This window comes from Gimesia chilikensis (genome assembly GCF_007744075.1).
GTDB lineage: Bacteria > Planctomycetota > Planctomycetia > Planctomycetales > Planctomycetaceae > Gimesia > Gimesia chilikensis_A.
This window is the reverse complement of sequence record NZ_CP036266.1, coordinates 6,085,113-6,111,556: the sequence shown is the minus strand read 5'-3', so window position 1 is coordinate 6,111,556 and position 26,444 is coordinate 6,085,113. Positions and strand designations below refer to the sequence as shown.

At 52.3% G+C, this 26,444-nt stretch carries 16 protein-coding genes; 8 read left to right on the top strand and 8 right to left on the bottom strand.

What is annotated here, in order from left to right:
- Positions 1–73: 73 nt before the first annotated feature.
- The 4 genes from HG66A1_RS22920 to HG66A1_RS22905 form a co-directional block, all read right to left on the bottom strand.
- Positions 74–1,399 (bottom strand): hypothetical protein, encoded by a 1,326-nt coding sequence (locus HG66A1_RS22920; protein WP_145189566.1) that lies wholly within the window; start codon positions 1,397–1,399, stop codon positions 74–76.
- Positions 1,396–3,018, bottom strand: coding sequence for an ABC transporter permease (locus HG66A1_RS22915; protein ID WP_145189563.1), 1,623 nt, complete (start codon positions 3,016–3,018; stop codon positions 1,396–1,398). Before HG66A1_RS22915 ends, HG66A1_RS22920 begins: the two co-directional genes overlap by 4 nt.
- A gap of 112 nt (positions 3,019–3,130) precedes the next feature.
- On the bottom strand, positions 3,131–4,036 hold the full coding sequence (locus tag HG66A1_RS22910; RefSeq protein ID WP_145042727.1) for an ABC transporter ATP-binding protein: 906 nt from the start codon (positions 4,034–4,036) through the stop codon (positions 3,131–3,133).
- 433 nt (positions 4,037–4,469) lie between these two features.
- A complete protein-coding gene (locus HG66A1_RS22905; RefSeq protein WP_145189560.1) occupies positions 4,470–5,366 on the bottom strand; it encodes a DUF58 domain-containing protein in 897 nt (298 codons plus the stop codon).
- 563 nt (positions 5,367–5,929) lie between these two features.
- Between HG66A1_RS22905 and HG66A1_RS22900 the strand changes: the two genes are divergently transcribed.
- The 4 genes from HG66A1_RS22900 to HG66A1_RS22885 all read left to right on the top strand — a co-directional run bounded on the left by HG66A1_RS22900 (position 5,930) and on the right by HG66A1_RS22885 (position 12,591).
- Positions 5,930–7,570, top strand: a complete 1,641-nt coding sequence (locus HG66A1_RS22900) for a hypothetical protein (protein WP_145189556.1) — start codon at positions 5,930–5,932, stop codon at positions 7,568–7,570.
- A gap of 461 nt (positions 7,571–8,031) precedes the next feature.
- Positions 8,032–9,948 (top strand): DNA primase, encoded by a 1,917-nt coding sequence (gene dnaG, locus HG66A1_RS22895; RefSeq protein ID WP_197996758.1) that lies wholly within the window; start codon positions 8,032–8,034, stop codon positions 9,946–9,948.
- 25 nt (positions 9,949–9,973) lie between these two features.
- Complete coding sequence (gene rpoD, locus HG66A1_RS32675) at positions 9,974–11,656, top strand: RNA polymerase sigma factor RpoD (protein WP_145189550.1); 1,683 nt, start codon at positions 9,974–9,976, stop codon at positions 11,654–11,656.
- A gap of 224 nt (positions 11,657–11,880) precedes the next feature.
- Positions 11,881–12,591 carry a zinc ribbon domain-containing protein gene (locus tag HG66A1_RS22885; protein WP_145189547.1) on the top strand — a complete coding sequence of 237 codons (711 nt, stop codon included), beginning with the start codon at positions 11,881–11,883 and terminating at the stop codon, positions 12,589–12,591.
- Positions 12,592–12,647: 56 nt separating this feature from the next.
- Here HG66A1_RS22885 and HG66A1_RS22880 read toward each other — a convergent pair whose 3' ends face one another.
- Complete coding sequence (locus HG66A1_RS22880) at positions 12,648–13,589, bottom strand: prenyltransferase/squalene oxidase repeat-containing protein (RefSeq protein ID WP_145189544.1); 942 nt, start codon at positions 13,587–13,589, stop codon at positions 12,648–12,650.
- Between the two features lie 800 nt (positions 13,590–14,389).
- Between HG66A1_RS22880 and HG66A1_RS22875 the strand changes: the two genes are divergently transcribed.
- A complete protein-coding gene (locus HG66A1_RS22875; RefSeq protein WP_145189541.1) occupies positions 14,390–18,262 on the top strand; it encodes a beta strand repeat-containing protein in 3,873 nt (1,290 codons plus the stop codon).
- Positions 18,263–18,331: 69 nt separating this feature from the next.
- Positions 18,332–19,639, top strand: coding sequence for a BBP7 family outer membrane beta-barrel protein (locus HG66A1_RS22870; RefSeq protein WP_145189538.1), 1,308 nt, complete (start codon positions 18,332–18,334; stop codon positions 19,637–19,639).
- On the opposite strand, the gene HG66A1_RS22865 is transcribed toward HG66A1_RS22870, so the two are convergent.
- Both HG66A1_RS22865 and HG66A1_RS22860 read right to left on the bottom strand, forming a co-directional pair.
- Positions 19,640–20,569, bottom strand: coding sequence for a PmoA family protein (locus HG66A1_RS22865; protein ID WP_145189535.1), 930 nt, complete (start codon positions 20,567–20,569; stop codon positions 19,640–19,642).
- 105 nt (positions 20,570–20,674) lie between these two features.
- Positions 20,675–22,069 (bottom strand): GntP family permease, encoded by a 1,395-nt coding sequence (locus tag HG66A1_RS22860; protein ID WP_145189532.1) that lies wholly within the window; start codon positions 22,067–22,069, stop codon positions 20,675–20,677.
- A 214-nt stretch (positions 22,070–22,283) separates the two neighbouring features.
- On the opposite strand from HG66A1_RS22860, the gene HG66A1_RS22855 reads away from it, so the two are divergent.
- On the top strand, positions 22,284–23,741 hold the full coding sequence (locus HG66A1_RS22855) for a pectate lyase (RefSeq protein WP_145189529.1): 1,458 nt from the start codon (positions 22,284–22,286) through the stop codon (positions 23,739–23,741).
- A 1-nt stretch (position 23,742) separates the two neighbouring features.
- Here HG66A1_RS22855 and HG66A1_RS22850 read toward each other — a convergent pair whose 3' ends face one another.
- On the bottom strand, positions 23,743–24,561 hold the full coding sequence (locus tag HG66A1_RS22850; protein WP_145189526.1) for a sugar phosphate isomerase/epimerase family protein: 819 nt from the start codon (positions 24,559–24,561) through the stop codon (positions 23,743–23,745).
- 262 nt (positions 24,562–24,823) lie between these two features.
- Here HG66A1_RS22850 and HG66A1_RS22845 point away from each other — a divergent pair, with 262 nt between their 5' ends.
- Complete coding sequence (locus tag HG66A1_RS22845; RefSeq protein ID WP_145189521.1) at positions 24,824–26,386, top strand: hypothetical protein; 1,563 nt, start codon at positions 24,824–24,826, stop codon at positions 26,384–26,386.
- The last annotated feature ends 58 nt before the right edge of the window (positions 26,387–26,444 follow it).

Sequence of the window (26,444 nt, the reverse complement as noted above, 5' to 3'; positions counted from 1 at the left end):
GAAAACGGCATAAAAAAAGAGCCATCCGTGAACGCGGATGGCTCTTTCTGTTTTCAGCTGAGTTCCAGATGACTTACTGGATACCCAGGTCGCGTCGCAGGTCTTCCTGCAGACCGGGGACACGTCCCTGTTCTTTGATCCAGAGTGGCTTCAGCGGGAAGCTCTCTGGGGCAGGGATCCCTTTCAGGTCATGAATGTCACGCCAGAGCAGGACTGCTTTCAGACCTTCTTCAATCGCCAGGTCTTCGGCCATCAGACTCGGGTACTTATTCAGGACGGAAGCATAGAGGGACATCCCTTTTTCGAGTTCAGCCTGTGCCTTGTCGAACTTACCTTCGGTGAATGCTACTTCACCGTCGTAGATCGCTTTGTGAGCATCAATGGTCTGCTGCTCAGATTCTGACAAGGCTCGTGTTCGCCAGAAACGGTAGTTGGCAGTACTCTGGTAACGGTCGGTCCAGTGCTTCTTGTCTGACTCACTGACGTTGTCCCGTTTGGCCAGGTTCTTGATATCGTCGTCGGTCCATTCGAGTACCACGGCTCCCTTGGGAGTCATGAACTCTTCACGACCGAAGATGGTAGTCCACTCTTTGAAGCCCTGTGCCCAGGCATCGGTCCGTTCTTTACCGAACTTACCTTCACGCTGCATGGCGTTGGCATAGTCGAACTGGGCGTGCCAGGGAGCAGCCCGGAAGAGCATCCGCATCTGCAGGTGCTGTTTGTGCTTGAGTTCTTTCTCGTTGGCAATCAGGTATTTCTCCTTGGCAACCTGGTAGTTATCCAGACGCTCGGGATTGATTTCCGGATCGGGGCCGCCATCATACCGTTCGGTATTCGGGTCGACCTTGTAGAAGCGACGGAACTGTTTCCATTCATCGGAACGACCCACTTTCTGGCCGTGCAGGTTACCGATTTTCCAGTCGAGTTCGGGGAAGCGTTCGTTGCGGGCAACCCCTTCATTGAGGAACTTGATTCCTTCCTTAACCCAGAAGTAACGATCCTCGACGGCGTCCCACTCTGCAGAAACGTTGTAGGCCAGGTTCCACCCTTGGAAGTCCCAGACCTTCATGTAGTGCGGCTGGAGCAGAATGATCGAATCGACGGTGGAACGCAGCTTGGCCCATTCTTTCCGTTCCTGGTAGTCTTTAGCATCCATCCAGAGCAGGTTGGTGGCGATGCCCCGCAGACCGAGCAGAACGAAGTTCATGGACGCGCTGGAAGGATCGACGTCACCCAGGGTACTTTCCCCGAGTTCATACTGCACCCGTAACTGGGCCAGTTCGCCTCCGGATCCTTCTTCACCGGTGGAAGGCATACCCAGCCAGATCACCGGTATCAGCAGAATGATAATCGCGATGACATAAGCCAGTTTTCGATGTTTGGAAGAGAGTTTGTTCATTTCGCCTCCAGTTCGCGGAGCTTCAAACTATAGAATGAAATCAATAAGCAGGGAAGAATATAGGCCGCTGTCGTCAACAGTCCCGGCAGCAGAGCTGCACTCCAGGAGACGTCAAACCCTTTGATGACATATTCCCGCATGTTCGAGAAGATGCCAAAGTTCGGGATGATCTGCTGGCAGAGCCAGAGGAAGTTCCGGATGCCACCATCAACGACGACGATTATACCTTTTACGGGACCATTAGGCAGTTCCGTTTGAGAATTCATGTGAGTTAACAGACGATACCAGGCTTCAATTGCACCGGAGGCCTGCATTTTGCCGCTCAGAATTTCATTCATGTACTCTTTGGACATGAATCCGACCATCACGACGGTGAAGGTCGTCAGGATGGCAACCGGACCTTTGACGAAACAGCTGACGGTCACGCCCAGCATGATCACCAGCACCATCGGCAACCAGATGCCCAGAATCGCTTTAGAGTAACCGACCATGAACGAACGGTCGGGAGTACGAATGAAGAGGTCGGGACGGGCCATCCCCAGCAACTGTCCTGCTTCCAGACAGGCGACTTCGACGGTCAGGTTGCCGTCTTTATCGACCAGATCGTCGAAAATATCGTATGTCACGACTTCCTGGTCGGCTTCGCCTTCATTCTTTTTCTGTGAGAGTTTACGGTCGATCTGCAACCGGTTCTCGGTGTATTCCTTGTTGATCATCGGGGATGTATCGACGCGGAGACCTTTGTCTTCATTGACGAAAGTCAGCTCGTACAGAATCCCACCTTTTTCCATATCCCCTTTGTGGGTTCGGAACGCTTCGAACGAGGCCTGCAAATTCAGCTTGTCATCAATGGCGTCGCTTTCGTCGACCCCTTCGAATTTGTAGATCGCCCGGGCCTTGGTGGCACCTTCGATGTAGCTGCGGTACATCCAGATGTCACCCACATTGATCCCGGAGGCAGCAGGAGCCCCTTCACGGTTGGTGAAGGAGATATCGCCGTAAATCGGAACTTTGGAAACCAGGCTCTCCTTCGCGGTGTCGGGCACCTGGCGATTGATCCAGATATAACCCACGCCGCCCATCACGAGCAGAATCGCGGTGCCGAGCACTGTGAAGCCCAGCATGCGGCCCATGACGATTTCAATTCGGTAAACCGGCTTGGTAACAACGGTATGAATGGTGCGCAATCGGATGTCTTCCGGTAACGACCAGCAGGCCAGCAGCAGCATGATTGGAATCACGAGCCAGCTGATGGCTTTGAGTACGAAGTCAATATAAGACTGCACCTGGAGATCGGGCCTGTCTGCAGCGCCCGCCAGGAACCAGCCGGCAAACATGAACAGCACCGCAAAGATGATGAAGACGAACAGAATTTTCTGTCGCAGTGATTCGCGGATCGTCAGGACCGATAAGGACCAGATGCGGCGGGGTGAGATATGGATGATCTGCACAAAGAAGTCCAGCACGCCGCGAAAGACATCCACAAACCCCTTCGTCCCGCGGGTGATGATACCCACCACCAGGCAGACGATCAGCGCGATGACCATGGAGCTTCCAAACACGAATGCAAAATGTTTTAAAGCTTCCAGCCAATTAAATGGAATTGGATCAAAAGACATAATGATTTACTTCTGTGAATAACATCTCATTGGATATGAGGCTCTGCTGAGTCCTTCCAGCCGAGACAGAGTCAATGATCGTGAGTAATAACAACCAGTCACAGCCCGCTGCTTATTCAGCGGCCTTCTTCGTTTCCGTCTCGGGAACAAAGCGCTGACCCGGTCGTTCTTTACTTTCCTGAACCGTTTTCAGGAACAGGGATTCCAGAGTTGCTGTCGGGTGATCGATGGCATCGACCTTACCATTGTGTTTGGCGACGACCTGTTCGATCTCTTTGATGGCTTCATCACTCAGGCGAGACGTCAGGATCTGGGTCTCTTCCTGTTCTTTCAGCAGGTCATCCACGCGGCCCATCACTTTGAGTTCGCCGCCGTAGAGAATCGCGATCCGGTCACACACGTCCTGCACGTCAGCCAGCAGGTGGCTGCACATCAGCACGGTCTTGCCCTGTTCTTTCAGCTCGACGATCATGCGTTTCATGTCGTCGGTACCCAGCGGGTCCAGACCACTCGTCGGTTCGTCGAGCATGACCAGGTCGGGGTTGTTGATCAGGGCCTGAGCCAGACCGATACGGCGGGTCATCCCTTTGGAGTATTCTTTCAGCTGACGACGTTTGGCGTGTCCCAGTCCGACCTTTTCGATCAGCTCGGCGGCGCGTTCGCGGCGTTCCTTGGGAGAAATTTTGAACAGACGCCCGTAGAAGTCGAGGGTTTCTTCTGCATTCAGGAAGCGATACAGATAGGATTCTTCCGGCAGGTAACCGATCCGCTCGTTCTTCTCCACGTTCGAGGCAGGCTGGCCCAGAACCTTGATTTCCCCTTCCGAGGGAAACAGCAGACCCAGCAGCAGTTTCAGAGTGGTCGTCTTTCCGGACCCGTTCGGACCCAGCAGACCAAAGATTTCGCCTTTTTTCACTTCGAGGCTTAAAGAGTTGAGAGCGCGAACTTTCTTGCGGCCCCAGAAATCACGATAGATCTTTGTCAGATTGCTGATCTGAATGACTGACTCGTTGTCCATTGGCGGTTCTCAGCTCCCCACTGTGAATAAAATGATAATCAGTTATGAGAACAGTATTTCGAGCCAAAGGGGCCCGACTAAGCTAACGCTAGAATTTCTGCGAGCTTACTACGATTCGTGATGGTGCGCTGTTTGTAAAAAATTCAATTTCTTAAGAAGAAATTGGAAAAACAGCGGCGGTAGCAGATCACCGAGCGGCCAGCATCCATTACAGGGGCCTGAAACTCAGGATTCCATTCAAACACAATGATCCAAAGTGAGTAACACTCTAAATTTGGCAGCGAGCACTTGCAAGCTATTAGACTCGCATACTCAGTTAAGATTTCAAGAACGGACAGGTACTAATCAGTATTTAACTTTGAATCCGTATAACTTAACCTCTGCTTGCGTTCAGTCGCATGGTTGAAAAGCTGGTTTGTGTTCATAAGGATAGTTAAAAACGGGCTTTTCGCTGGGAAAGATACTCAATCAGCGCTTTATCAAACGGCATGCTGGTATCCAGGGGAACGTAATCGACGCCCATCGCGAACAGTTTCTCGCGATAGGTCTCCCGCATTTCCTGAACCGCCTCGAGATAGTCGGCTTTCATGCCCTCCGCATCCAGAACCATGGACTCGCCCTGTTCGGGTTCCTGAAGATCGACCATCCCCTCGAAAGGGAAGTAGACCTCTGCTTCGTCCAGAATGTGGAACAGGATGACGTCGTGGCCGGCGTAACGGAGACGCTGCAGACTGTCGAGCACGCTCTTCTGATCGGTCAGCAGATCCGAGAAAATCATCAGCAGACTGCGGTGTTTGACCATCGAAGCGATCTGCTGCAGGTTTTGTGAAACCTCCGTCGTCCCAACAGGTTGGGAGTTGGCGAGCATCGCCAGTATGTTCCCCAGCTGTCCCCGTCTACTGCGGGGAGGCAGGAAATCCCGGATCTTGTCACCAAAGGTGATCAGGCCGACCGGATCCTGCTGGTGGATCATCATGTAGGCCAGCGACGCGGCCAGGCAGATCCCGTAATCAAATTTGGAGAGCTGCTGGCGATAGGTATAAGCCATACTTTCAGAAAGATCGATCACCAGGTAACCGGTCAGGTTCGTCTCTGCTTGGTACTTTTTGATGTAGTAGCGATCGGTTTTGGCGTAGACCTGCCAGTCGATGTCGCGCGGGTCGTCCCCCTGGGTGTAGCGTCGGTGTTCGCTGAATTCGACACTGAAACCGTGATAGGGGCTGGCATGCAGGCCGCTCAGAAAGCCTTCCACGATGAATTTGGCCCGCAGATCGAGCCGGGCCACGGTCTGGATGACTTCCGGTTTGAGGTATTGTTCTGCATTCGGCATGAATTTGCTGCTCCGACGGGCCTGTAATGCGGGCAGTATAACAGGTTGCTGCTCCGAAGTCCCCTCAGATTCACGCGGTTTCCCGTTTTCAGACGCGCATTCCGCCCCGGAAAATTGCGTACTGTTCTGTATACTCTTGAATACTTCTTGCACTAGTCATTATAATAATGATTACCCAACGCAGATCGTTCTATTTATCCTGAGCAGTCATTTGCATTACAGACAGATTGAACTAGGTTTATGACAGAGCCTGTCTGCAAAACGGACACATTTCCGACAAAAAGCTCAGACTGATTCCAGTAAAGCGCTAAAATTGATAAAAGGACAATTCATTACTGCATTTGCTTGAGTGCTATGTTAATCTGGCGTTGCTCCACAGTCTGTGTGGTTTTCTAACAAAATTTCATATATTCACCGTTTCAGGTCATAATTAAACGAACTTCTGAATTTCTTCATTTGTATTCTTTTCGGGTTTTATACTCAGCTCAGAAGTGATGAAGTAATTATGATTTGTTTATCTCCCAGTCATCATCTACGTTTTTATCCAGGTACAGGGATTTATTATGTCCAACGACATAACTCCGGATGAACAGAATACCAATTCCAATGAAATACCGTGTCCGTTGTGTAATGAAATGGTTCGCGTCGGTCTGGTCCGTTGCTGGAACTGTGGCTCTTTCATGCGGGAAGATATAGCGGAAGCCTATCGCAAGATGCAGGAAAATCCGCCGCCGATGATTTTCAGTCCGCTTCCAGAGGAATCTGACGAGTCCGCAGAGGAAGAATCGAACGCTTCTACCGCCACCATGACCGCTTATTCCGATCGCGACGACGACGACTTCGAACTCGATCAGAGTGTCTCCGTCACCGAATATGAAGCCAGCGACGACGACTTTCAGCTGGCAGGTGGCGTTGAGGTCAGCGAACAGGAATCATCAACGATCCCTCTGGCACGCGAAGAGTCTGCTGAAGAAGCACAGCAGCATGCCGCCGAAGAGGAAGCAGCCGAACAAGCGGAAGCTGAAGACGAGTCCAAGCCAAAAGCAGCGCCCTCAGAGCCCGATGAAGATCATTCTGTAGCGACCGGCGGCGACGTGCTGCTGGATGTCGCTCTGCAGGAAGAAAAAGAAGAAAAGCGTCGCCGGAAAGGGGGACGTCGTCGTCGACGTGCTGCCAAAATCGAAGGCGGTATTGTCGTTTACTGCCCGAATGGACATCGGATCCGTGTCCGCGAGGAATATCGCGGCTCAGCCGGAAAATGTCCTGCCTGTAATGTCATGTACCTGGTACCAATGGGATCTCCCAAGGCGACAGATGAGGAATCAGCTGACTCCGGTGCAGAGAAAGAAGCCGCAGCAGGAGCCGAGTCGTTCGATCCTGGTGCTTATAAGCACTGGTTCCAGAATCTGAAACTGCATGCCGTCGATCCGACCAAGCTCAAGCTGAAACCCAACAGTCTGGAAAAGACCTTTACCACCGTCGATGTGGCCATTTCCCAGGATCGCATGCTGTTGCTCGGTCTGGTGAAAGCCGGTCTCCTCGGAGGGGGCTCCAAGGATAAACAGGATAAAGCCCGCATCGACATCGCCCAGCATCTTCGCGAAGAAAAGGACGATGCGGAAATTCCAGCCGCCAGCGTGCAGACCCTCTCAGCAGATCAGATCTCGAAGCTGAAAGTCGTCTTCCCGACGATGTACGATCACGAATCGATTTTTGCCGGCGTTCCCGTCTTCGGAAATGGTCGCATTGCGATCGCCCTGCCGAAACAGGAAGACAGCAAGGAAAATCAGTATCTGACGTTCAGTCTGACCGAATATCGTAAGTTTGCTGAAGCACTCAAGGAACTGCACAGCGTCAGTGACCTCGGTCCTGACTCTGGAATTCCGCTGACCGACGAAACGCGACAGGTCACCTGTCACTACAGCGAAGAGCAGTTCGAAGCACTTGAGAACGAGAATCTCGAATTCTATGAAGCCGATCCCGAAATCGAGCTGACCCTGGTAGGCCGACAATGTCAGGGCTGCCAGTTAATCGTCAGCGAAGATTCACGCAAGAAGGAACGCATCGGCGGCAAAACCGGCAAAGCGATTGCCAAGGCAAAATGCCCCAAGTGCAGCGAGAAGTTCGGCAATATCTCTCTCTGGCAGATTAAACAGGCAGATGCCCCGACAGAAGAACCGCAGGAAGAAGCAGCTGCCAGTTAGCAGTCTGCTGTCCTGCCGTTTGTCGCGAATCGCATCATTCTGCGCAGGGGGAGTCCCTCAACCGGTCAGGTTTCTTTCTCAGAAAGATTGCAGACACTCACCCGGGGAGTATAATAAGGATAATTCATACAAACCAACTGTCTAATGCTACGGGGGCTGTGGTGTGAAAGCATCACAACCTTTCGGGTTAAGCAGACAGGGGGAGTAGAGGTCAGTTTAAGGTATCCGTTGAAGTTGCGCGATGAGGCATTTTTGTAACATTATACAAATTTTGACCTTAAGCGACGGTGAGTCTGAACAATCCAGATTCGCATTTTCTTGACCCTCTCCTTCTATGGTGTAGAATTTGAGGACACGGAGTTGAGCAGGGAAGCACTCTAGGTTTATGTAAAAATGTTCACTTTCCAGCTGTTGATGGAAACTGGCATTCGGGCTGCTTCTTAACTGTTCAGGAGAAACTGGTGTCGCCAGGATTTGATCAACATTTCAAAGAACTGGTCCGCCAGAGGACAGACCTGGTAGAACTGGTCGCAGAGTCGGTTCAGCTGACTCCCAATGGACGCGATTTCAAAGGATTGTGTCCTTTTCATAACGACCACAATCCGTCCATGGTCATCTCCCCCGAACGTGGAACCTGGCGCTGCTGGGTCTGTAACCTCGGTGGAGACTGCTTTTCCTGGGTGATGGAATACGACCGGGTCGACTTTTTCGAGGCACTCAAGATTCTGGCCGAGAAGGCCCATCTGGAAGTTCCCAAGTTTACCCCCCGTCATTCGCAGGGTGGACAGCAGCCATTAGAGAAGTCGAGTCTGTATGACGTCATGAAATGGGCGGAAGCACAGTTCCATGAATGTCTGATGGAGACTTCGGTGGGAGAATATGCCCGCCGTTACCTGATGGAAGACCGGGGCTTTACCGAAGAGACCATGCGGCAGTTTAATCTCGGTTTTCATCCGGATGACTGGCAATGGCTGGTCAATCGATCACGCAATCGTTTTCCCGAACAGCTGCTGCTGGAAGCAAAACTGATCTTCAGAAAAGAGGGACAGTCACGTTGTTCTGATTATTTCGTTAATCGGGTGATGTTTCCGGTTCACGACGAGCGAAAGCGGGTTGTTGCATTCGGGGGACGTATCCTGCCCGGAGCCGATTCAGCAAAACTGGCGAAATATTTTAACAGTCCGGAAAGTGTGATTTTCACTAAGAGCAAACTGCTGTTTGGCTTGGATGAAGCGCGACAGGGAATTCGCGAAACGGAGACAGTTGTCGTAGTCGAAGGGTACACTGATTGCATTACAGCGCATCAGTTTGGAGTGACCAATGTCGTAGCCACACTGGGGACGGCTCTGACAGAATCTCATGTGACTTATCTCAAACGGCTGGCACGTAAAGTCGTACTGGTATTTGATGGTGATACCGCAGGACAGCAGGCTGCGGAGCGGGCTTTAACGAAATTCATCGCTCAGGAAGTAGATTTACGTATTTTAACGCTGCCGGCAGGCCAGGATCCGGCAGATTTTCTGGAACAGCAGGGGGCAAAGAGTTTGCAGCAGTTGATCGCAGAAGCCCCGGAAGCCTGGAATTTTAAATTGAATCTCTGTGTTCAGAAATTTGGACTGGAGTCAATTGATGGACAACACCGAATTTTAGAAGAAATGCTGGAGCTTCTGGCCGCAAGTCCAAACTTAACCGGCAAAATACGTGAAGATATCATATTAAGAAAGTTAGCAGATCGACTGAGCTTAAACGAAACTGTTGTCCGAAAACGATTAAGTGAAGTCAAACAGAAGCAAAACCCCAGTCTGAATCCGAGTGTCCCTTCAAACGACCCCCATTCAACTCCGAGTGCAGACCACACCTCCGGAATCGGTGGAACTTCAGAAAATTCAGCGAAAGATAATCAACTTGAGAGCGAACTTCTTGAAATCATCTTTGTATACCCCGAATGTGTTCCCCAGATTCATCAACATATATCACCAGCCAACCTGAAAGATCCCCGTCTACGCTTTCTTTACCAGTTAAGCATCGACTTAACGGAAGAGGGGATCGTCCCGGAAATGAATCGTATTCTGGATCGTGTTGACGATCCGGACATGAAGCAGCTGGTCGTCAAAATCGACTTTCAGGCCCACGAAAAAGCGATTCACACCAAACTCCACTCTTCGCCTGTTCCCCATGAAGGGATTCCCCATTTTCTGAAACATTCGATTCAGAATCTCAAATGGCGGGAAGAACGGGAACATCATGAACGGACCAAAGGAGTTCTGGTCCAGAACGTTCAGAACAATACTTTGAGTTCCGATGCCAAGGAGCTGTTGAAGAAGGCATCCGAGTTCCACCAGAAACGACATAAAAAGAATTCACTTGAGACTCATTAACTTAAAAGAGATTGGGAGAAGCAACGTGCACCGACTCGACGCCCGATTGAATGAACTGATTGAAAATGGAATAAAGCAGGGTTATCTGACTTATGATCAGGTCAGCGCTTATCTGCCCGATGAAGCGCTGAATCCTGAGAAGCTGGATAACCTCCTGCTGACCATTGAGGAAATCGACTTAGACATTATTCCCGATCAGGTCATCACGGTGCTCCAGCCGGAGAAGCCGAAGGGACGGACCCGTTCCGATGACCTCTCCCGGAAAATCGATGATCCGGTTCGGATGTACCTCACACAGATGGGTGAAATTCCGCTGCTGACCCGGGACGAAGAAATTCGCCTGGCGAAGAAAATCGAAATCACCCGTCGTCGCTTCCGCCGCGAGCTGCTCAGCAGCGACTACGCCATGCGGCAGGCCATCGACATTCTGGACAAGGTTCACAAAACCGAGCTGCCGTTCGACCGGACGATTAAAGTGTCTGTTACCGAAGGTCTGGAAAAGAATCAGATCCTGGGGCGGATGCCTCACAACCTGAAAACCCTGGAATACCTCAGCAGTAAGAACAATGCTGACTTCCAGCGGTTCATCGATCCGGAAATGACCAAGACTCAGCGGCGTGAAGCGTATGCGACGCTGATGAAACGCCGCCGGAAAATGGCAACTCTGATCGAAGAACTCAGCCTGCGGACGCAACGTCTGCAGATCGGCATGAAGCGTCTCGAACAGATTTCACAGCGAATGACCGAACTGGAAGATCAGATCCGGGATCTCGATGATCTCCGCGTCAAGAACTCCAAAGACGATCGTGCAAACCTCGAACGGGAACTGCAGGATCTGGTCATGATGACAATGGAAACACCGGAAACCCTGCGGGAACGCATCAAAGCGGTCAAGCAGCGGTACCTCGATTACGAAACCGCGATGCGTGAACTGTCCGGCGGTAACCTGCGTCTGGTGGTTTCAATCGCCAAGAAATACCGCAACCGTGGCCTGAGCTTCCTGGACCTGATTCAGGAAGGCAATACCGGCCTCATGCGTGCGGTCGACAAATACGAATATCGTCGCGGTTATAAATTCTCGACATACGCCACCTGGTGGATTCGTCAGGCCATTACCCGGGCGATTGCAGACCAGGCACGAACCATTCGTATTCCTGTGCACATGATCGAAACCATGTCCAAACTGCGTAAAGTCAGCAAACAGCTGCTGCAGGAAAATGGACGTGAGCCCACCCTGGAAGAAACGGCAGAAGTCGCCGGCATCAGCCTGGAAGAGACCCGCCGCGTACTCAAGATTTCGCGACATCCGATCAGTCTGGACCGTCCCGTCGGCGAGAGCGAAGACAGCTACTTCGGTGACTTCATTGAAGACTCCGATTCGGACAGCCCGGTCAACACCGCCAGCCAGGAAATGCTCAAGGACAAGATTGATCATGTCCTGAAGACCCTCACTTATCGTGAGCGGGAGATCATCAAACTGCGGTTTGGTCTGGGAGACGGATACACCTACACGCTGGAAGAAGTCGGTCGGATCTTCAAAGTGACCCGCGAACGTGTCCGCCAGATCGAAGCCAAGGCGGTACGCAAGCTGCAACATCCGGTTCGCAGCAAACAGCTGCAGGGCTTTATTGAAGGTCTGGTCCCCGACTGGGGCCAGACGGAGTCCGAGGAGGAATCCGCGGATACAACGGCCTCAGCCAGTATCTGAATTCACAACGCCGATCAGTTTTGATCGGCGTTTTTTTTTTTGCTGCAGGGCACGATTTGCTCGAAAGCAATGCTCTTTGCAGCAGGGAAAGCGAAGATCTGACAGTTTTCTGCCGTATGTCTGGCTATTTGCTGTCGAAAACTTTATAACAAACTAAACGCATCGAGCCTGATGGTTTCCAGAGCCTGAGGCGACTTTTCAAAGCGATTCCGGAGTTCTTTAACATGTCAACAACTGCTGCCAGTTTGAAAGCCTTACATCATCTCTATCTGAGAATGCATGATGTGAACCTGAAATTGGAACAAGGCCCCAAACGCATCAAGCTGAAAGAACAGTTTGCACAAAAGCAGGAAGAGCACCTCAAAACCGTCCAGGAGCAGATTACCCAGTTAAAGAAACAGGTCCAGCAGAAGAATCTCGACTTACAGTCGAATGAAGCCAAAATTCTGGATCTGAAGGGAAAACTCAATACGGCCTCTTCCAACAAAGAGTTTGACATTATTAAAGGGCAGATCGCCGCTGACCAGATGGCAAACAGCGTACTGGAAGATGAAATCCTCGAACTGATGGATAAAATCGACGCGAAAGATCAGGAAGCGAAAGACTGGGAAGCGAAAATCAAAACTGCTTACGCTGATGCCAAAAAAGTCGAACAGGACTTTGAATCTGCCAAAGCATCGCTCGATGAAGAAATCAAGGAATGCCAGGCAGCGATCACCGATGCCGAGCAGATTATCCCCGCTGATCTCAAAGTTCAGTTTTCCCGTCTGACTCGCTCTCACGGTGCAGGTGCATTGGCAAATGTGGCAGGCAAGTTCTGTTCTGCCTGTAATGTCATGATCGAGCCTCAGCTGCGGGTCGAGCTGAATTCCGGTCGGCTGGTGTTCTGTAAGTCCTGCGGACGTCTGCTCTATATGGATGACACCCTGGAGTAAGGCGCAGGGAAGACGATTGGATCACGCAGGACACAGGTGCGTGTTCTCGTTCTGGTTTATTGGGCCGCCTGTCCGAGTAACGCGAGCACTCCCAGGCCATAAAACGTATATTCCACATCGGCCTGTTCGTCCCAGCTGGCACCGCGAAACCCACCGGTCGGAAACTCAAGCCATTCCTGCATGAATTTCCGGACCTGTTCCAGATCCATGATCTCGTTGAATCCCAGGTCCTGCGCAGTCAGTAATCCGGTAAAGGTTGAGAGACCATCCGCAAACGGAATGCGGGTATTGGCCTGAAAGCCTCCCTCAGAACTTTTGACCTGGTTCAGAAAGTCCCGCACATCTGCTTTCAACTCGTCATCCATCGCTTCCAGGATGATCAGAGTAGCAACGGCAGCCGCGGTCGGATTGGTACCGCTGCGTTTCATGGGAGCAATTTCGACGAAGCCGCCATCATCCCGCTGCATGTCAAACAGGAACTGAATCAGCCGGTTCGGCGACGGAACATCCACACCGATCAACTGATAGATCAACACGATCAGGAAGCTGTGATAGGTGCTTCCCAGTGCGCCCTGGTCCGATTTCGCATAGCCGCCATCTTCAGTCCGGAGCGTTTCGAGCCGTTCCGCAATCCGGGTGTTCCAGTTTTCAGGCACCTCAGCCAGCAGATCGGGGCCTCCGGAAGCCTGGACGATTAACGCGCAGTACAACCAGCTCAAAAGATCAATTGTGGTAAGAGTTTCCAGCGAAAAGCTCTTCAGATAACCGCAGAGGGATTCCGTTTCTGCCGGCTCCAGACCTCCCAGAATTCCGAGACTGCGAACGGCAAATCCCGTGTAATAAAGGTCTGAGCCTCCCTCTCTCCCGGAAAAACCACCATCGGGCTGCTGCTGGGAACAAATGAAGCTGCGATGCTTCTTCAGATCGGAGGCAGAGTATTGTTCCAGGCCTGCTGCCAGTCGCAAGGCAAGATGCACTAAATAGGGTTGCTGGTTCATGAAACCGATCGTGATTTTTCAATACAGAAGGCGGGGGCGGGGTATTCTTTGAGCGAGACTATTTTGAAAATTGTCAAAAAATTCTGAGGGGAAAGGTCAAATTCGCCTTTCGTCGATTTTGAATTTGGAATATGTTCCCGCCCAACATCTCTTATACTCAAAGAATCATTCTCTCTCTGGACTGTATACGGTCTAGCCAGTTCTGGCTGATCAGCAGTTCAAAACAGAGCAAACTTGTCCTCAAGGCTGACTCTGGATTCTTGCGAGTACCATTTCACATTAAAAACAACCTGAATACTTATCAAATACCAGTAACATGTTTCCGGTAAAAACCTGATTTTTCCGGGGCCCGTTACAACAAATCCTATATAAGTCGGACCAGTTTCTCTTCGGAGAATCCGTAATGATCACAACTCTCTCTCGATGATTACTGACTGGTCGGGCTGAACCCTCCCTGATTCACAATAAAATTTAATCACGTTCAATAACAGGTGTCACCATTCGGCAGCAGTCTGCTTGCCGGGGAGACTTCGTCTGTCATTGAGTGCAGATACGTAGCGTAGATACGACTTGACCAATTGAGTCTGAGGAGCCTGCTCCCCTGGCTCATTCCCGAATTCAGATGATTTCTTGTTGAGATAAATCTCATGGGTTTTCCTGAAAAAATTGTCATAGAACCAGAAAATTTCATGACAGATCAAAATACAACACAGCGGGACAAAAACGCCAAATTGCACTCTGCGTGCTTTGCCGAGGTAAAACAGATGCCTGTGTCGACATCAAGCTATTCTGGACGATTTATGAAAATTGCATTCCGCCTGATTGCGGGCGCTATCGTGCTGGCAATCTCCGCCATGTCGGGAACAGTACTGGCAGATGAAGAAGGTGATTTCACAACAATCATTGCAGACGGAAGTGAAGTCGATGATACCTTTGATGGAATCCCCTCGGTCGTTCCCGGGAACGGGATGGGGGCTCTGTTCCGCGTCGGTCACCAGGCAGGCAAGACCATTGGTCTAAATGAATCAATCACGCACCTGGAAGCAATGCCGTACCTGTTTACCCACACCAAGAACCCGGATGACGCCGGAATGCTGTTCGGTAACTTCAGACTGTTCCGGACCAACCGGGGCAATCTCGGGGGAACCGGCGGTATCGCTTATCGCTTCTACAACTACGACACTGACCGGATCTTTGGTTTCGGTTTCTACTACGATCGTGATGACTCGACCAATAAAGTTTTCCAGCAGGCAGCCCTGAACGTCGAAACAATGGGTCGCTACTGGGATGCCAATGCCAACTTTTACATTCCCTTCGGCAACCGTCAGCAACAACTCGATCTGCAGTTTAATAACGGCAGTCAGCGGTACTCCGGATTCAACATCCTCTATGACCAGACTCGTACCATCGGAACCGCCATGCGTGGCTTCGATACGGAAATCGGTGTCCCGGTCTGGGGAGAACTGGCCCAGAAATTTGAAACCCGCGTTTATGCCGGTACTTACAATTTCCAGGCAAGTGGCAGCCCGCAGGTCTGGGGCTGGCGTGGTCGTTTACAGGCCGAACCATTGCCTAACGTTCTGGCAGAATTGTCGGTCACCAACGACGACACATTCAAAACAAATGTGTTCTTCAATATCACCTGGACCTTTGCCGGCAAGCCCGAGTGGAACAAGATGGAAAAATCCACTCAGATGTACCGCATGGCCGAGCGGGTTCGCAGAAATTACAACGTGGTCATCGAACAGCGTGATGTGGTCGACTCCGGTCTGACTGCCATCAACCCGGCAACGGGAACACCCTGGACGGTGTCACACGTCGATTCACTTGCCGGACCGGGCGGTACCGGTGCGGTACTGGATCCTTACCAGACCATTGCCGATGCCCAGGCTGGTCCTGATCGCGACATCATCTTCACCCACGCAGGTAGTGAGTTCAACAATGGACCACCAATCTCACTCGTCTCGGGAGACCGAATCCTGGGTGAAGGGCAGAGTGTAAACCATTACTTCAATATACAGGGCTTCGGTTCGAAGCTGCTGCCCAACTCGCCCTCCTATGGCGACCCGCTGCGACCGAACAGCCTCGTACGGCCTACCTTTAACGACACCGTCGGCGATGGTGCCATCCTCGCGTCTGACAGTGAATTCTCCGGGTTTATTCTCAATAATCCCACCGGACGCGGTATGGTGGGAATTGGTGTCTCCGAAACAATTGCTAATTTCAACGACGTGAATAATGCAGCCGGTGAGGGAATCTTCCTGAGCAGTACTACCGGCAGCCTGGCCTTCACTTCAACTAATGTAACTAACTCTGCTGGAAACGCTTTCGTAGTGGACGGTGGAGATCCGCTGCTTCGCTACAGCACAGGTACCATTACCAATACCGGAGATGGTCGTGCAGTTCTGGTCCAGAATACCACCGGCGGTTCAGTCAACATGACGGATTCTTCAATCGAAGACACCGATGGCCAGGGTATCTTGATCAACAACATTGGTGGTGGTGCCGTTTTGGATAACGTGACCATTACCAAAAGCGGGGCCTATGTTCCCACTACAGTCAACGATGGTATTTATGTAACCGGTGGAACTGCAAATGCAGTTGTTACCTTCAGAAATACAGCCCAGGCGGCAACCATTATTGATGGTGCAACCGGCCCCAGTATCTTTGTCGAAGATTACCAGGGTGTGTTCCAGATGCAGGACATCAACATCCTGAACCGGGCTGGTGCCGGTATCCTGGTTGAAAACCTGTCTGGTAACATGTCCGTGGTCGGAAATACTACCATGACCAACGGGGCCTCTGCGGTAACCGATCATGGTATTGACGTAAACAATACATCCGGAAACATCTCCTTCGGTGGAAGCCTGGGAATCACCGGAAGTAACGGCGAAGGTATCTCGTTCAATAGCGGTGGCAACACAGGGGTCTTCAGTGTGACAGGCACAACAACTGTCACCGGGACTGCCAATGAAGCGATCATCGTCCTGGACGACAGCCCCGTCCTTCGATTTGGTAACGCTGTTCTGTCTAATAACAGTACGACGAATTCAGTACTGTTAATCAATAATGCAGGACAGGGTGGCACCGCGGGACAGGTTTCATTCAACAATGCGACAATCACCGGAACGACCGGTGCCACAGTGCCTGTCGTCCATATATTGAACAACACACCTATTGTCAGCTTCGGTTCTCTGAACGTAACCGCGAACAGTGCCGCCTACACGGCTCCACCGCCAATCGTACCTGCGGTTGGTGTCTATGTTCAGGACAACCCGGGTAATGTGAACTTTGGTGACCTGAATATCACCGCTACAGACAACCTGGCATTCATCGCCAATAATAACGCCGGAACAATCAGTTCATCGGGTGGTATCATCACTGTGACAGATGCGGCTGCAATCGACATCGAAGATACCAGCCTCTCCATGAACCTGACCTCGGTTACAGCTGGTCCGACTTCAGGTCCCGACCTGAACGGGATCTCCACTGCCGGAGATAACGCCTTCTATCTGAACAGTGCCGGTATTCGCCTGGTGCGTACTCCCGGTTTGTTCTCGATCGCCGGTGATGGAGCCACCATCGATTCCGGTGGTACGATTACTGCTGCCAGACACGGTGTCTGGATGGAAGATATTGACCGGGTGAACATCGACGGTCTGGAAATTCAGATTCCGACAACATCCGGTATCGAATGGCACGAAACTACGGTTGCCGACGGTCCCCGTCTGAACCTGACACGCGTTCGTGTTGAAGACTCGGCCGGAGACGGTATCCGGATTATCAACGGTCGTACATTCCAGATGATCGATTCGGAACTGTTGGATAACGGTACCGCCGCTGATGAGCATTCACTCCAATACCTCGCGAATATCGAACTGGATGACACCAATGACGACAGCTTCACGCTGATCCTGCAGAACAATACCATTACGGACGACAGTGCCGATGCGATCCGCATCGAGTCTGGCGGACTGCTGGATGACTCTCTGTTGAATGTCTCACTGGAAGGCAACGATATCACAACCAGTGTCTCCAATACGGCTGGTCTGGCTGTGATCTGGGAAGGCCCCATGAACGTGCTTGTGGCTAACGCCAACAACTTTGTGGGTACCGGTGCTACGAACAACCAGGGTATCGACATCGATGCCACCAGTAGCGATCTGGCTGACCTGATGACCCTGCAGGTGGTCGGACAGAACAACTTCACCATTGCGGGGACAAACAGTGAAGGTATTCAGGTTCAGACTGAAGGTCCTTCGAATATCCTGATTCAGAACAACAACGATCAGGGAATCGTGATGGCAGGAGCTGATTCGTTCGGTCTGCGGTTCCTCGATCTGGCAGCCAACTCCAATGTGCAGATCAATAACAACATTATCAATATGTCCGGGATTGGAAGCGATGCGATCTACTTTGACCTGATCGATGCGACCAGCTCTTCGGTTGTGATTGATGCGAATACCCTGAGCATCTTTGATGGAGATATCTTCGAAGTCGAATCGGCAGTCAGCTTCAACGCCATGACGAATGGTCCGCTGCAGCTGGGGACGGGAATCAACAACGTCGTGAATGTCACCTCGGTAGGCAACAACGGAACCTTCATCCTGTTCAATCCTGGTGGGGGTACATTTGATGGTCAAATCAGCTTGAATAACTTCCTGTTACCCTGATCCTGACTGAAGTCTCGTTTTAACTGACACTCTATTGTGTTTTGATCCAATATTTCAAGGTTTTAATCGATGAGTCGCACATCCTGGAAAGTAATGATGATTACTCCATTCAGACTGAGTGCACTACTGGTGCTGCTGTGCTCGACCGGCTTGCCCCTGGCAACTCGTTCGGTCGTCGCCGGCGATAAAGACACCGTAGAATATGTCATGCACGGTGATGCGGACATGTCCGGTGAGGAATACATGAATGATCCCGGTCTGTTCTCCGGCATGCATACTTATTCCCGCTCGCTCGTCCGACAGTTGCCGGTAGATCGCGGATGGACTTATGACTCTCCGATCGATAAACAGATCGGAAATATGTTTAAGTCTTCCAAGCTCAAACTGGAATATCTGCACTGGTCCTTAAAAGGGCCGGATGACGTGCTGCTGGGAACTCCCATCCTGGGAGTAACCGATTCGACTCAGCCCAATTCTGTGTTTGACCGGTCGACTGGAATTGCCCGTGGCGATGGGGTTGAACTGGATTACAACGATCAGTCCATGGATACCAACGGTATGCGGGCCGCACTGGAATTCGCTCTGCCGGAAGGTAGCCTGGAGTGGAATGTCTGGGGCATCTTCAAAAATAAATCGATTCGTCCCACCGACAGCGTTTTTGCCACGCAGTTGAACTCCGTCCCCGACGATGACCTCGTCGTTGTGACGAACTTCAAAATTAACGGAGCGCCCGCTTCCAACACCAACGTGTATGACACCAGCTATACCATCAATCTGGATACCCAGATGGCCGGTACCGGAATCAACTATTTCATGGATCCGCACCTGCCCGGCGATGGTTTCCGTCTGCAGCCGATGTTCGGTTTCCGCTTCATCGATTTACAGGAAACCATGAATCAGGTGGGAATCGATTCCGGCGGCGGCATTGGTCTGCCCCGGACAACGACGATCTACTCCAAAACCGAGAACCGGGTCTTTGGTCCCAGCATTGGTGCCCGTACCGAATTCAAGCATAGCCGCTTCTCCATCGGAGCTGAGCCCAAATTCACCTTTGGTTTCAACCGGAATACCAACCAGGTCGCGACCGAACAGCTGTTCCAGCCTTCGGATCCCCGGATTGTCACCGTCGATAAAAACAACGAGTTCTCACCTACATTCCAGATTTCTTTGTACGCCAAAGTGAATGTGAATGAGCACTTCCGTTGCTTCGTCGGCTATGACTACCTGTTCGTCGGCCAGATCTCACGAGCCTTCAATATCATTGACTACAATGAAGATCGTACCGCAGCTAACCCCGCCGTCGGTACCCGGGTTCGCGATGACAACAGCAAGTTCTCTGCAGATGGTATCACCGCCGGTATCGAACTGATCTGGTAATCAGGATTTGCGAACGACTGTCGCTGTCGTGTGACGTTTCTCGGGCTTCCGAATCTGGTAGCCCGGACTGGCAGCAAAAGCCTGGTAGATTCGTTCCGCCTGATCAGCGTGCAACTGATTCGCATGGGCGTGCAGCAGAAAGCGAAAGGTCAACGGAGACTGACGCGTCGTTTCCAGTGGCCCGTGCATGCAGGGCGCAGCTCCCATCCAGCCATCCTCGCGGACATGCCAGCAGACCGGCCTCTCCGTGCCTGCCACCGGATTATCAGGATGGAAGAAATAAGTGATTCCCTCTGTGACCTCGGGAGTCACCGGGCCGGAATAGTCCATCCAGTTCGCTGGTTTGCCAAAGATATTCTTTTCCCCGACCTGTCCGGTACTACTGGTGATCGTCCCGGCTCCGAAGTAGCTCGAAATCGAACGCGCCACCCGCACCGCCAGAAAGCCAAAATTGGTTTTCTGAAATTCAAGAGTTGCTGCCGTGGGATGAAACGTCGTCTGCAGTTCCAGGAACAGCTCGTCTGCCTCATTTGCCCTGACGGCGGCGATCAATTCCTGCCTCAGCAGGGGGGCCGGATTGTGACCATCATTCCAGTCCAGTTCGACCGCCAGGATCGCTTCTGCGTCGGTCTCATCGATACTGATCCAGCGCTTCTGCCGGATGGTCGCTCCCGTGTTCTCCGCCCAGAAGTTAATCCCCAGCACCTGGTGATGAGCGAACCAGACCGAACGGTGGTGGTCATGGTTCGGCGCCCCCGGGTGTCCGATCCGTGTTAACGGAACTCCCGCCGGCCCTGTAAGCGGATAAAAGAAGGGACGCGAATATTCAGGAGAGTGATGCCACCTGAGCCGCTCCTTCCCTTTGATCTGAAACGCGAACTGAAAATCAGGGAGCGGGACAATCTGGCAGTCGGGAAACAGCTGGCTCATACCGAAGATCCTGTCGAAAGCAGTCGCGGTTCTGTCTGATCAATACTGCTTTCAGCATACGAGGTACTCCAGGCAGAGTAAAGCAGACCGAACATGTTTCAAAAATCAGCTCATCGGCCAGACAATTGACAGCAGGATCGTCGATGCCAGACTGGTGCATCCCAGCACGAGCAATAAAGGTGTCCATGATTTGAGTGCCTCTTCTTCTGTAAGACCGCTCATCTTACAGAAAATCCAGAAGCCACTGTCGTTCATCCAGGAGCCGATCAGCGAACCTGCACCGATGGCCGTCGCCAGGTAAACCGGATCGAAGCCCAGTATTTCGGAATTGACGTTCATCGTCGCCAGCATGGCGGAGGTCGTAATCATCGCTACGGTACTGGAACCCTGTGCAATTTTAAGCAGTGCTGCGATGCCGAAACCGAGAATCAGAAAGCTCATGCCGGCTACTTGCGTTTCTTCGGTGCTGAACATGCCCTGAATCGCCGGACCAATCTGGGCGACGGTCAGCATCTTTCCGAAGGCACCGCCCCCGGCTGTGATCAGAATAATCACGCCCCCACTCATCAGGGCTTCTTCAACTGTGGCTCCCAGTTTGAGCAGTGTCAGGTCCCGTTGTCGGAAGAGAATGATCAGCGAAATCGCTGTCGCAACCAGCAGGGCGAAGTTGGCGTCACCGATAATCGAAGTAAAAGGACTGACACTGGTCAGGAATGCCTGGGGACCGACGCCGCCGGCCAGCAGGGAGTTGACCAGGGTGTTGGCCGTGATCATCAGAACGGGCAGGACAATCGGTAACAGTGAAACGATCAGGGAAGGGAGCTCTTCCTCTTTGAGCGGATCAGGTTCAGTATGTTCGGCGACTTCCCGCATGGGAATGTCCATTTTTTTATTGGCGAACATGCTGAAGAAGATCCCCACAAAAGCAGCCGGTAAGGCGACCAGGGCGCCCACGAAGATCATCTTGCCCAGGTCGACGCCCAGGTTGTCGGCCATCGCCAGTGGTCCGGGGGTCGGGGGAACCAGCGTATGCGTGATCGCGCCCCCGGCGGCAATTGCCATCACATACATCAGGTAATTGCGTTTAGTACTGCGATACAGCGAACGGGCCAGCGGAATCAGCAGATAGAACACGGTATCAAAGAAGACAGGCACCGCCAGCACGAAGCCACTTCCCATCAGCGCAAAGGAGGCGTTCTTTTCTCCCATCACCTTGAGAAACGTACGAACTATCCTGTCCGCGGCGCCACTGTCCATCATGCATTTACCGATGATCGCAGCCAGCGCAATCACGATCCCGATCCCCGAGACCGAGTCGCCAAAGGCGATCGCCACTCGTTTCATCCGGTTGATCCCATCTGCAGACGCGGGGCCCAGCAGGCTGACGACCATGGCTGCTGTGATCAACGCCAGAAAGGCGTTGATTTTCAGAAAGATGATCAAGCCAATCACAGTGGCGATGCCGATCGCCAATATGACAAAAGGGTAGTTTTCCAACATAAGCGCTTCTCCGGGAAAATCTTAGGCGTATATCGTGAGTGCTAACGAGCATTACAAAGATTGAGGCACGACGCAACCCAGTCTACGCGAGAAAACAGAGAGGCTGATTTAGTGAAAAAGGTTAAGAAAAGGTTGCTTTCACAGACCTGCTGCTTTGTGTAGGATGAATCTGCTTCGTGTCCCTCCCTGATACTGCAGAAAAGGAAGATCTCCCATGACCGTGCTCACCTGGTGTCGTCAAATAAAATGCCTGCTGTTGATCTGCATCTTTGTCTGGGGAGCGGGAGCACAGAACGCCCTGCAGGCCGATATCTCGGTTGATGAAGCACTGCAGGCAATGCGTCGCGCGACAGACTACTTCACCACTCAAGTCTCGACCGAGGGCGGCTATCTCTGGCACTACAGTCGGGATCTGAAATACCGGGAAGGCGAAGGCCGTGCCCGCGATACCATGGTCTGGGTGCAACCTCCGGGAACGCCCACAGTGGGAGCGGCTTACCTCGAAGCATATCAGAAAACCGGTCAAGCCTATCTCCTGAATGCAGCGCGGGCCGCCGGCGAAGCCCTGATTAAAGGACAACTCAAATCCGGGGGCTGGAACTATTACATCGATTTCGAACGCCGGGCCCAGATGCAGTATCGTTTTGACGGAGGTGGTCCCAAGGTTCGGAACACTACGACCTTCGACGACAACACCTCGCAATCCGCGCTCCACTTTCTGATCCTGCTGGATCAGGAGCTGAAATTCAAAGATGAAGCCGTGCATGGCGCCGTGATGTATGCTCTGGACGCTTTTTTAAAAGCGCAGTATCCCAACGGAGGCTGGCCACAGCGCTACGATGAATTTCCCGATCCCCAAGACTATCCCGTGCTCAAAGCCAGCTATCCGGAAAGCTGGTCGCGTACGTTCCCCAAACAGAAATACCTCAACTATTACACATTCAACGACAATACCATTGAAGATCTGGTCAATGTGATGTTCCTGGCGCATCACGTCTACCAGGACGACCGCTATCGCGAAGCAGCACTGAAGGCGGGAGACTTTATCCTCCTGGCACAGATGCCCGAACCACAGCCGGCCTGGGCACAGCAGTACAATCAGCAGATGCAACCGGCCTGGGCGCGCAAATTCGAACCGCCGGCCGTCACCGGAGGCGAGTCGCAGGGCATCATCAAAACCCTGATGCAGATTTACATTTATACTGGCGACAAAAAGTACCTGGCACCGATTCCCAAAGCACTGGCCTATCTGAAGAAGTCAGAACTGCCCGGGGGGAAGCTGGCTCGCTTTTATGAGCTGAAAACCAACCGACCGCTCTACTTCACTAAGAAATATGATCTGACCTACAAAGACAACGATCTGCCGACCCACTATGGTTTCATCATCGATTCCAAAGTCGATTCGCTCGAAAGCCGTTACGAGAAGCTGCTGAAGGCATCCCCTGAAAAGCTCAAATCACAGCAGTTTCCGCAGCGTCGTCTGCGCTTAACACCCTCCCTGGCCGCGCGGGCACAGTCTGTGGTCAACGCGTTGAACAAAGACGGCGCCTGGCTCATCCAGGGAGACATCCGCAGCGCCGATATCGACAATGTTCCCATTATCGATACACGGGTCTTTGTCCGGAATCTCTCGACACTGGCCGAATTTATCGCCGCGAGTCAACAGGATTGAATCAGGCGTGCTCGGCTACGATCTGCATGCGTTCCAGTCCCACCTGCGCCACCTGCAGCGGATCCTGTTGCCAGAGATCTTCGCGGAACAGTTCCAGTGAGAGCCAACCCTCGTAACCAATCTGCTTCAGCAGGCGGCAGTAATGCACCAGGTCCAGGTGCCCGTCACCGGGGAGGACGCGGTCTGGATCCATCTGGGTTTCGCGAGGCAGGGTATCGACGGCATCATTGAAATGGGAAATCGCGATCTGCTCGGGCTTGAGTTGTGCGATGGTCTCCATGGATCCGCCTCCCCGGAATACGTGAAACGGATCGAGTACGAGGGTCGCTGCGGGATGTCCTGATTTCTCGACAATCCGCAATGCATCTTCAATGGTGGTGACATCAGCTACGAAGCCCAGAAACTCAACCGCTGGCTTCGCACTGGCTTCGATGCCCGCTTCCAGCAACTCGCGATATCGTTTCGCACCCAGTTCGTAGTCCGGATTCTTATCGCGATGCGGGCAGGCAATCACATATTCGGCCCCCAGTTGAGAGGCCAGCTTGATGCGATCCAGGCAGGTCTGAAATACACGCGGATACTCTTCCTCTGTCGCTGACCACCAGTCGCGTAACATGATCATCGTGGGCACCGCCAGTCCGCCATCTTTGAGAGCCTGCGAGATTGTTTCCAGCTTCCCTCCCTCAGCCAGGTACTGTTCGACTTCATCAAACCAGAGTTCAATTCCCTCATATCCAGCTTCGGCAGTGACGCGGATTTTATCGAGCAGCGGTGTGGTACGGATCGTACTGGCGTTCAGGCTAAAGCGGAAAGGGCTCATTAAGAAGTTCCTCGCAGAGAAAAACGGGGAGATTGGGTTATCGATCTGCTGGAATCTGACGTAAGAATTCCAGCCGGTTGATTTTCGTAACAGACGTCTACACCGCATTTTGCTATAATCATGCGTGGGGATCAACTCAGGACAGCGAAACGAATGCTTCCTCGACGGCGGGGACAAAATCGGTCACAATGGATGGAGTGCTCTAGACTCGTCACGATTCTCTCGAGGAATTGTCCTGAAAATCGGTTGAAAGTTTTCTGAGATGCCTGTGTCGCGATTTGAATGGAATCCGAGTTCTCTACTCTGGCTCTGCCTGCTGCTCCCGGGCTGTGGTGCAGACGCGACACCCCCGCGCGCCGCTGAAGAATCTGAGGTCGTCGTCACCAGTGAACCTGCTGTCTCGGAGGCTCCCACGGAAGCACAGCAGCAACCACAGGCTCCTCAGGTAAAAGGGGAGAAAACAAAAACGGAGTCTGACCCGGGCAAGGCATCTGGGGAACCTCAGACCACATCACCCATGCAAAACGCTGAGCAGAAAGTGTATCGCCCCAGCGATCAACGTCCCCTGCACAACAATCAGCGTCTGGAACTATTGGGTATCCAGTGTTATGAATCGCCGCATCTGAAACTTTATACGGACATCGATCCGGAACAGGCGAAAAAACTACCAGCTGTACTTGAACAGGCTTATCCGGCACTGCAAAAGTATTTTGGTCCGTTACCCCCCAATCGGGAAGGGACTGAGTTTCAAGTCACCGGGTATATCATGCAGGACCGGGAACGCTTTGAGAAAGCAGACTTGATTCCGGGGTTGCTGGCCCAGATTATCAACGGGCGTCATCAGGGGGCTCAGTTCTGGATGAACGCGCAGACCGAGGAATACTATCTCAAGCATCTCATGCTGCACGAATACACGCACTGTTACAGCATGATCATGGAAGACATCAGCGCGCCCGTCTGGTACCTGGAAGGCATCGCGGAATCGATGGCGACACACCATGTCGACGCGGATGGGAAAATTCAGTTTAATGTGATGCCTCATAATAAAAACGATTTTGGCGGTCTGGGACGGATCTCATTAATCCAGGATGCCGTAAAAAGTGCGCCCCCCAGAACGATGCTGGAAGTGATGCAGTTGGGGCCCGATGATTTTGTCGATGCGAATGCATCCTATGCCTGGTCGTGGGCCCTGAGTCAGTTCTTTGACAAGCATCCTCAGTACCAGGCTGAGTTCCGTAAACTGGCGCGGCACATGCAAGGCCCCGGGTTCACAGAGAAAATCAAAGCGATGATCGGTCCCGATTTGATTGCCGCCAATGATGCCTGGCAGCTGTTTGTCCGCAATCTGCAGCCAGGTTATGATTCCGAACGGGCCATGATCACGTTTCAACCAGGCAAGGACCTCGCGACAGACGCTTCGGTCACACAGGAAATCGCCAGCGATCGGGGCTGGCAGTCGAGTGGCGTCCATGTGACCCGCGGGGAGACGTATGCGGTGTCTGCGAGCGGAATGTTTTCACTCGCGCAGAAACCCAAACCCTGGCAGAGTACAGCGGACGGGATTACGTTTCAGTATTTTAATGGACAACCACTGGGTCGACTGTTGATGATGATCCGCCCCGATCCGGACAATGATCCCACACGTATGCAGACACTGCTACGGGTCTATCCCCAGGGATCTCAAGCAACCTGGATGGTCCCGGCGACCGGCACGCTTTATTTCCGCTTAAATGATGCGTGGGATTCACTCCACAATAATGAGGGAGCGGTTCAAGTCACCGTTACCAGGCAGCCACAGCCGCAGAGTACCACTGCCGAACAGTAGCCCAATCTTGCGGCTCCTTGCTGAGCGGGGTATGCTCGATATAAGTCGTGGTTGATGT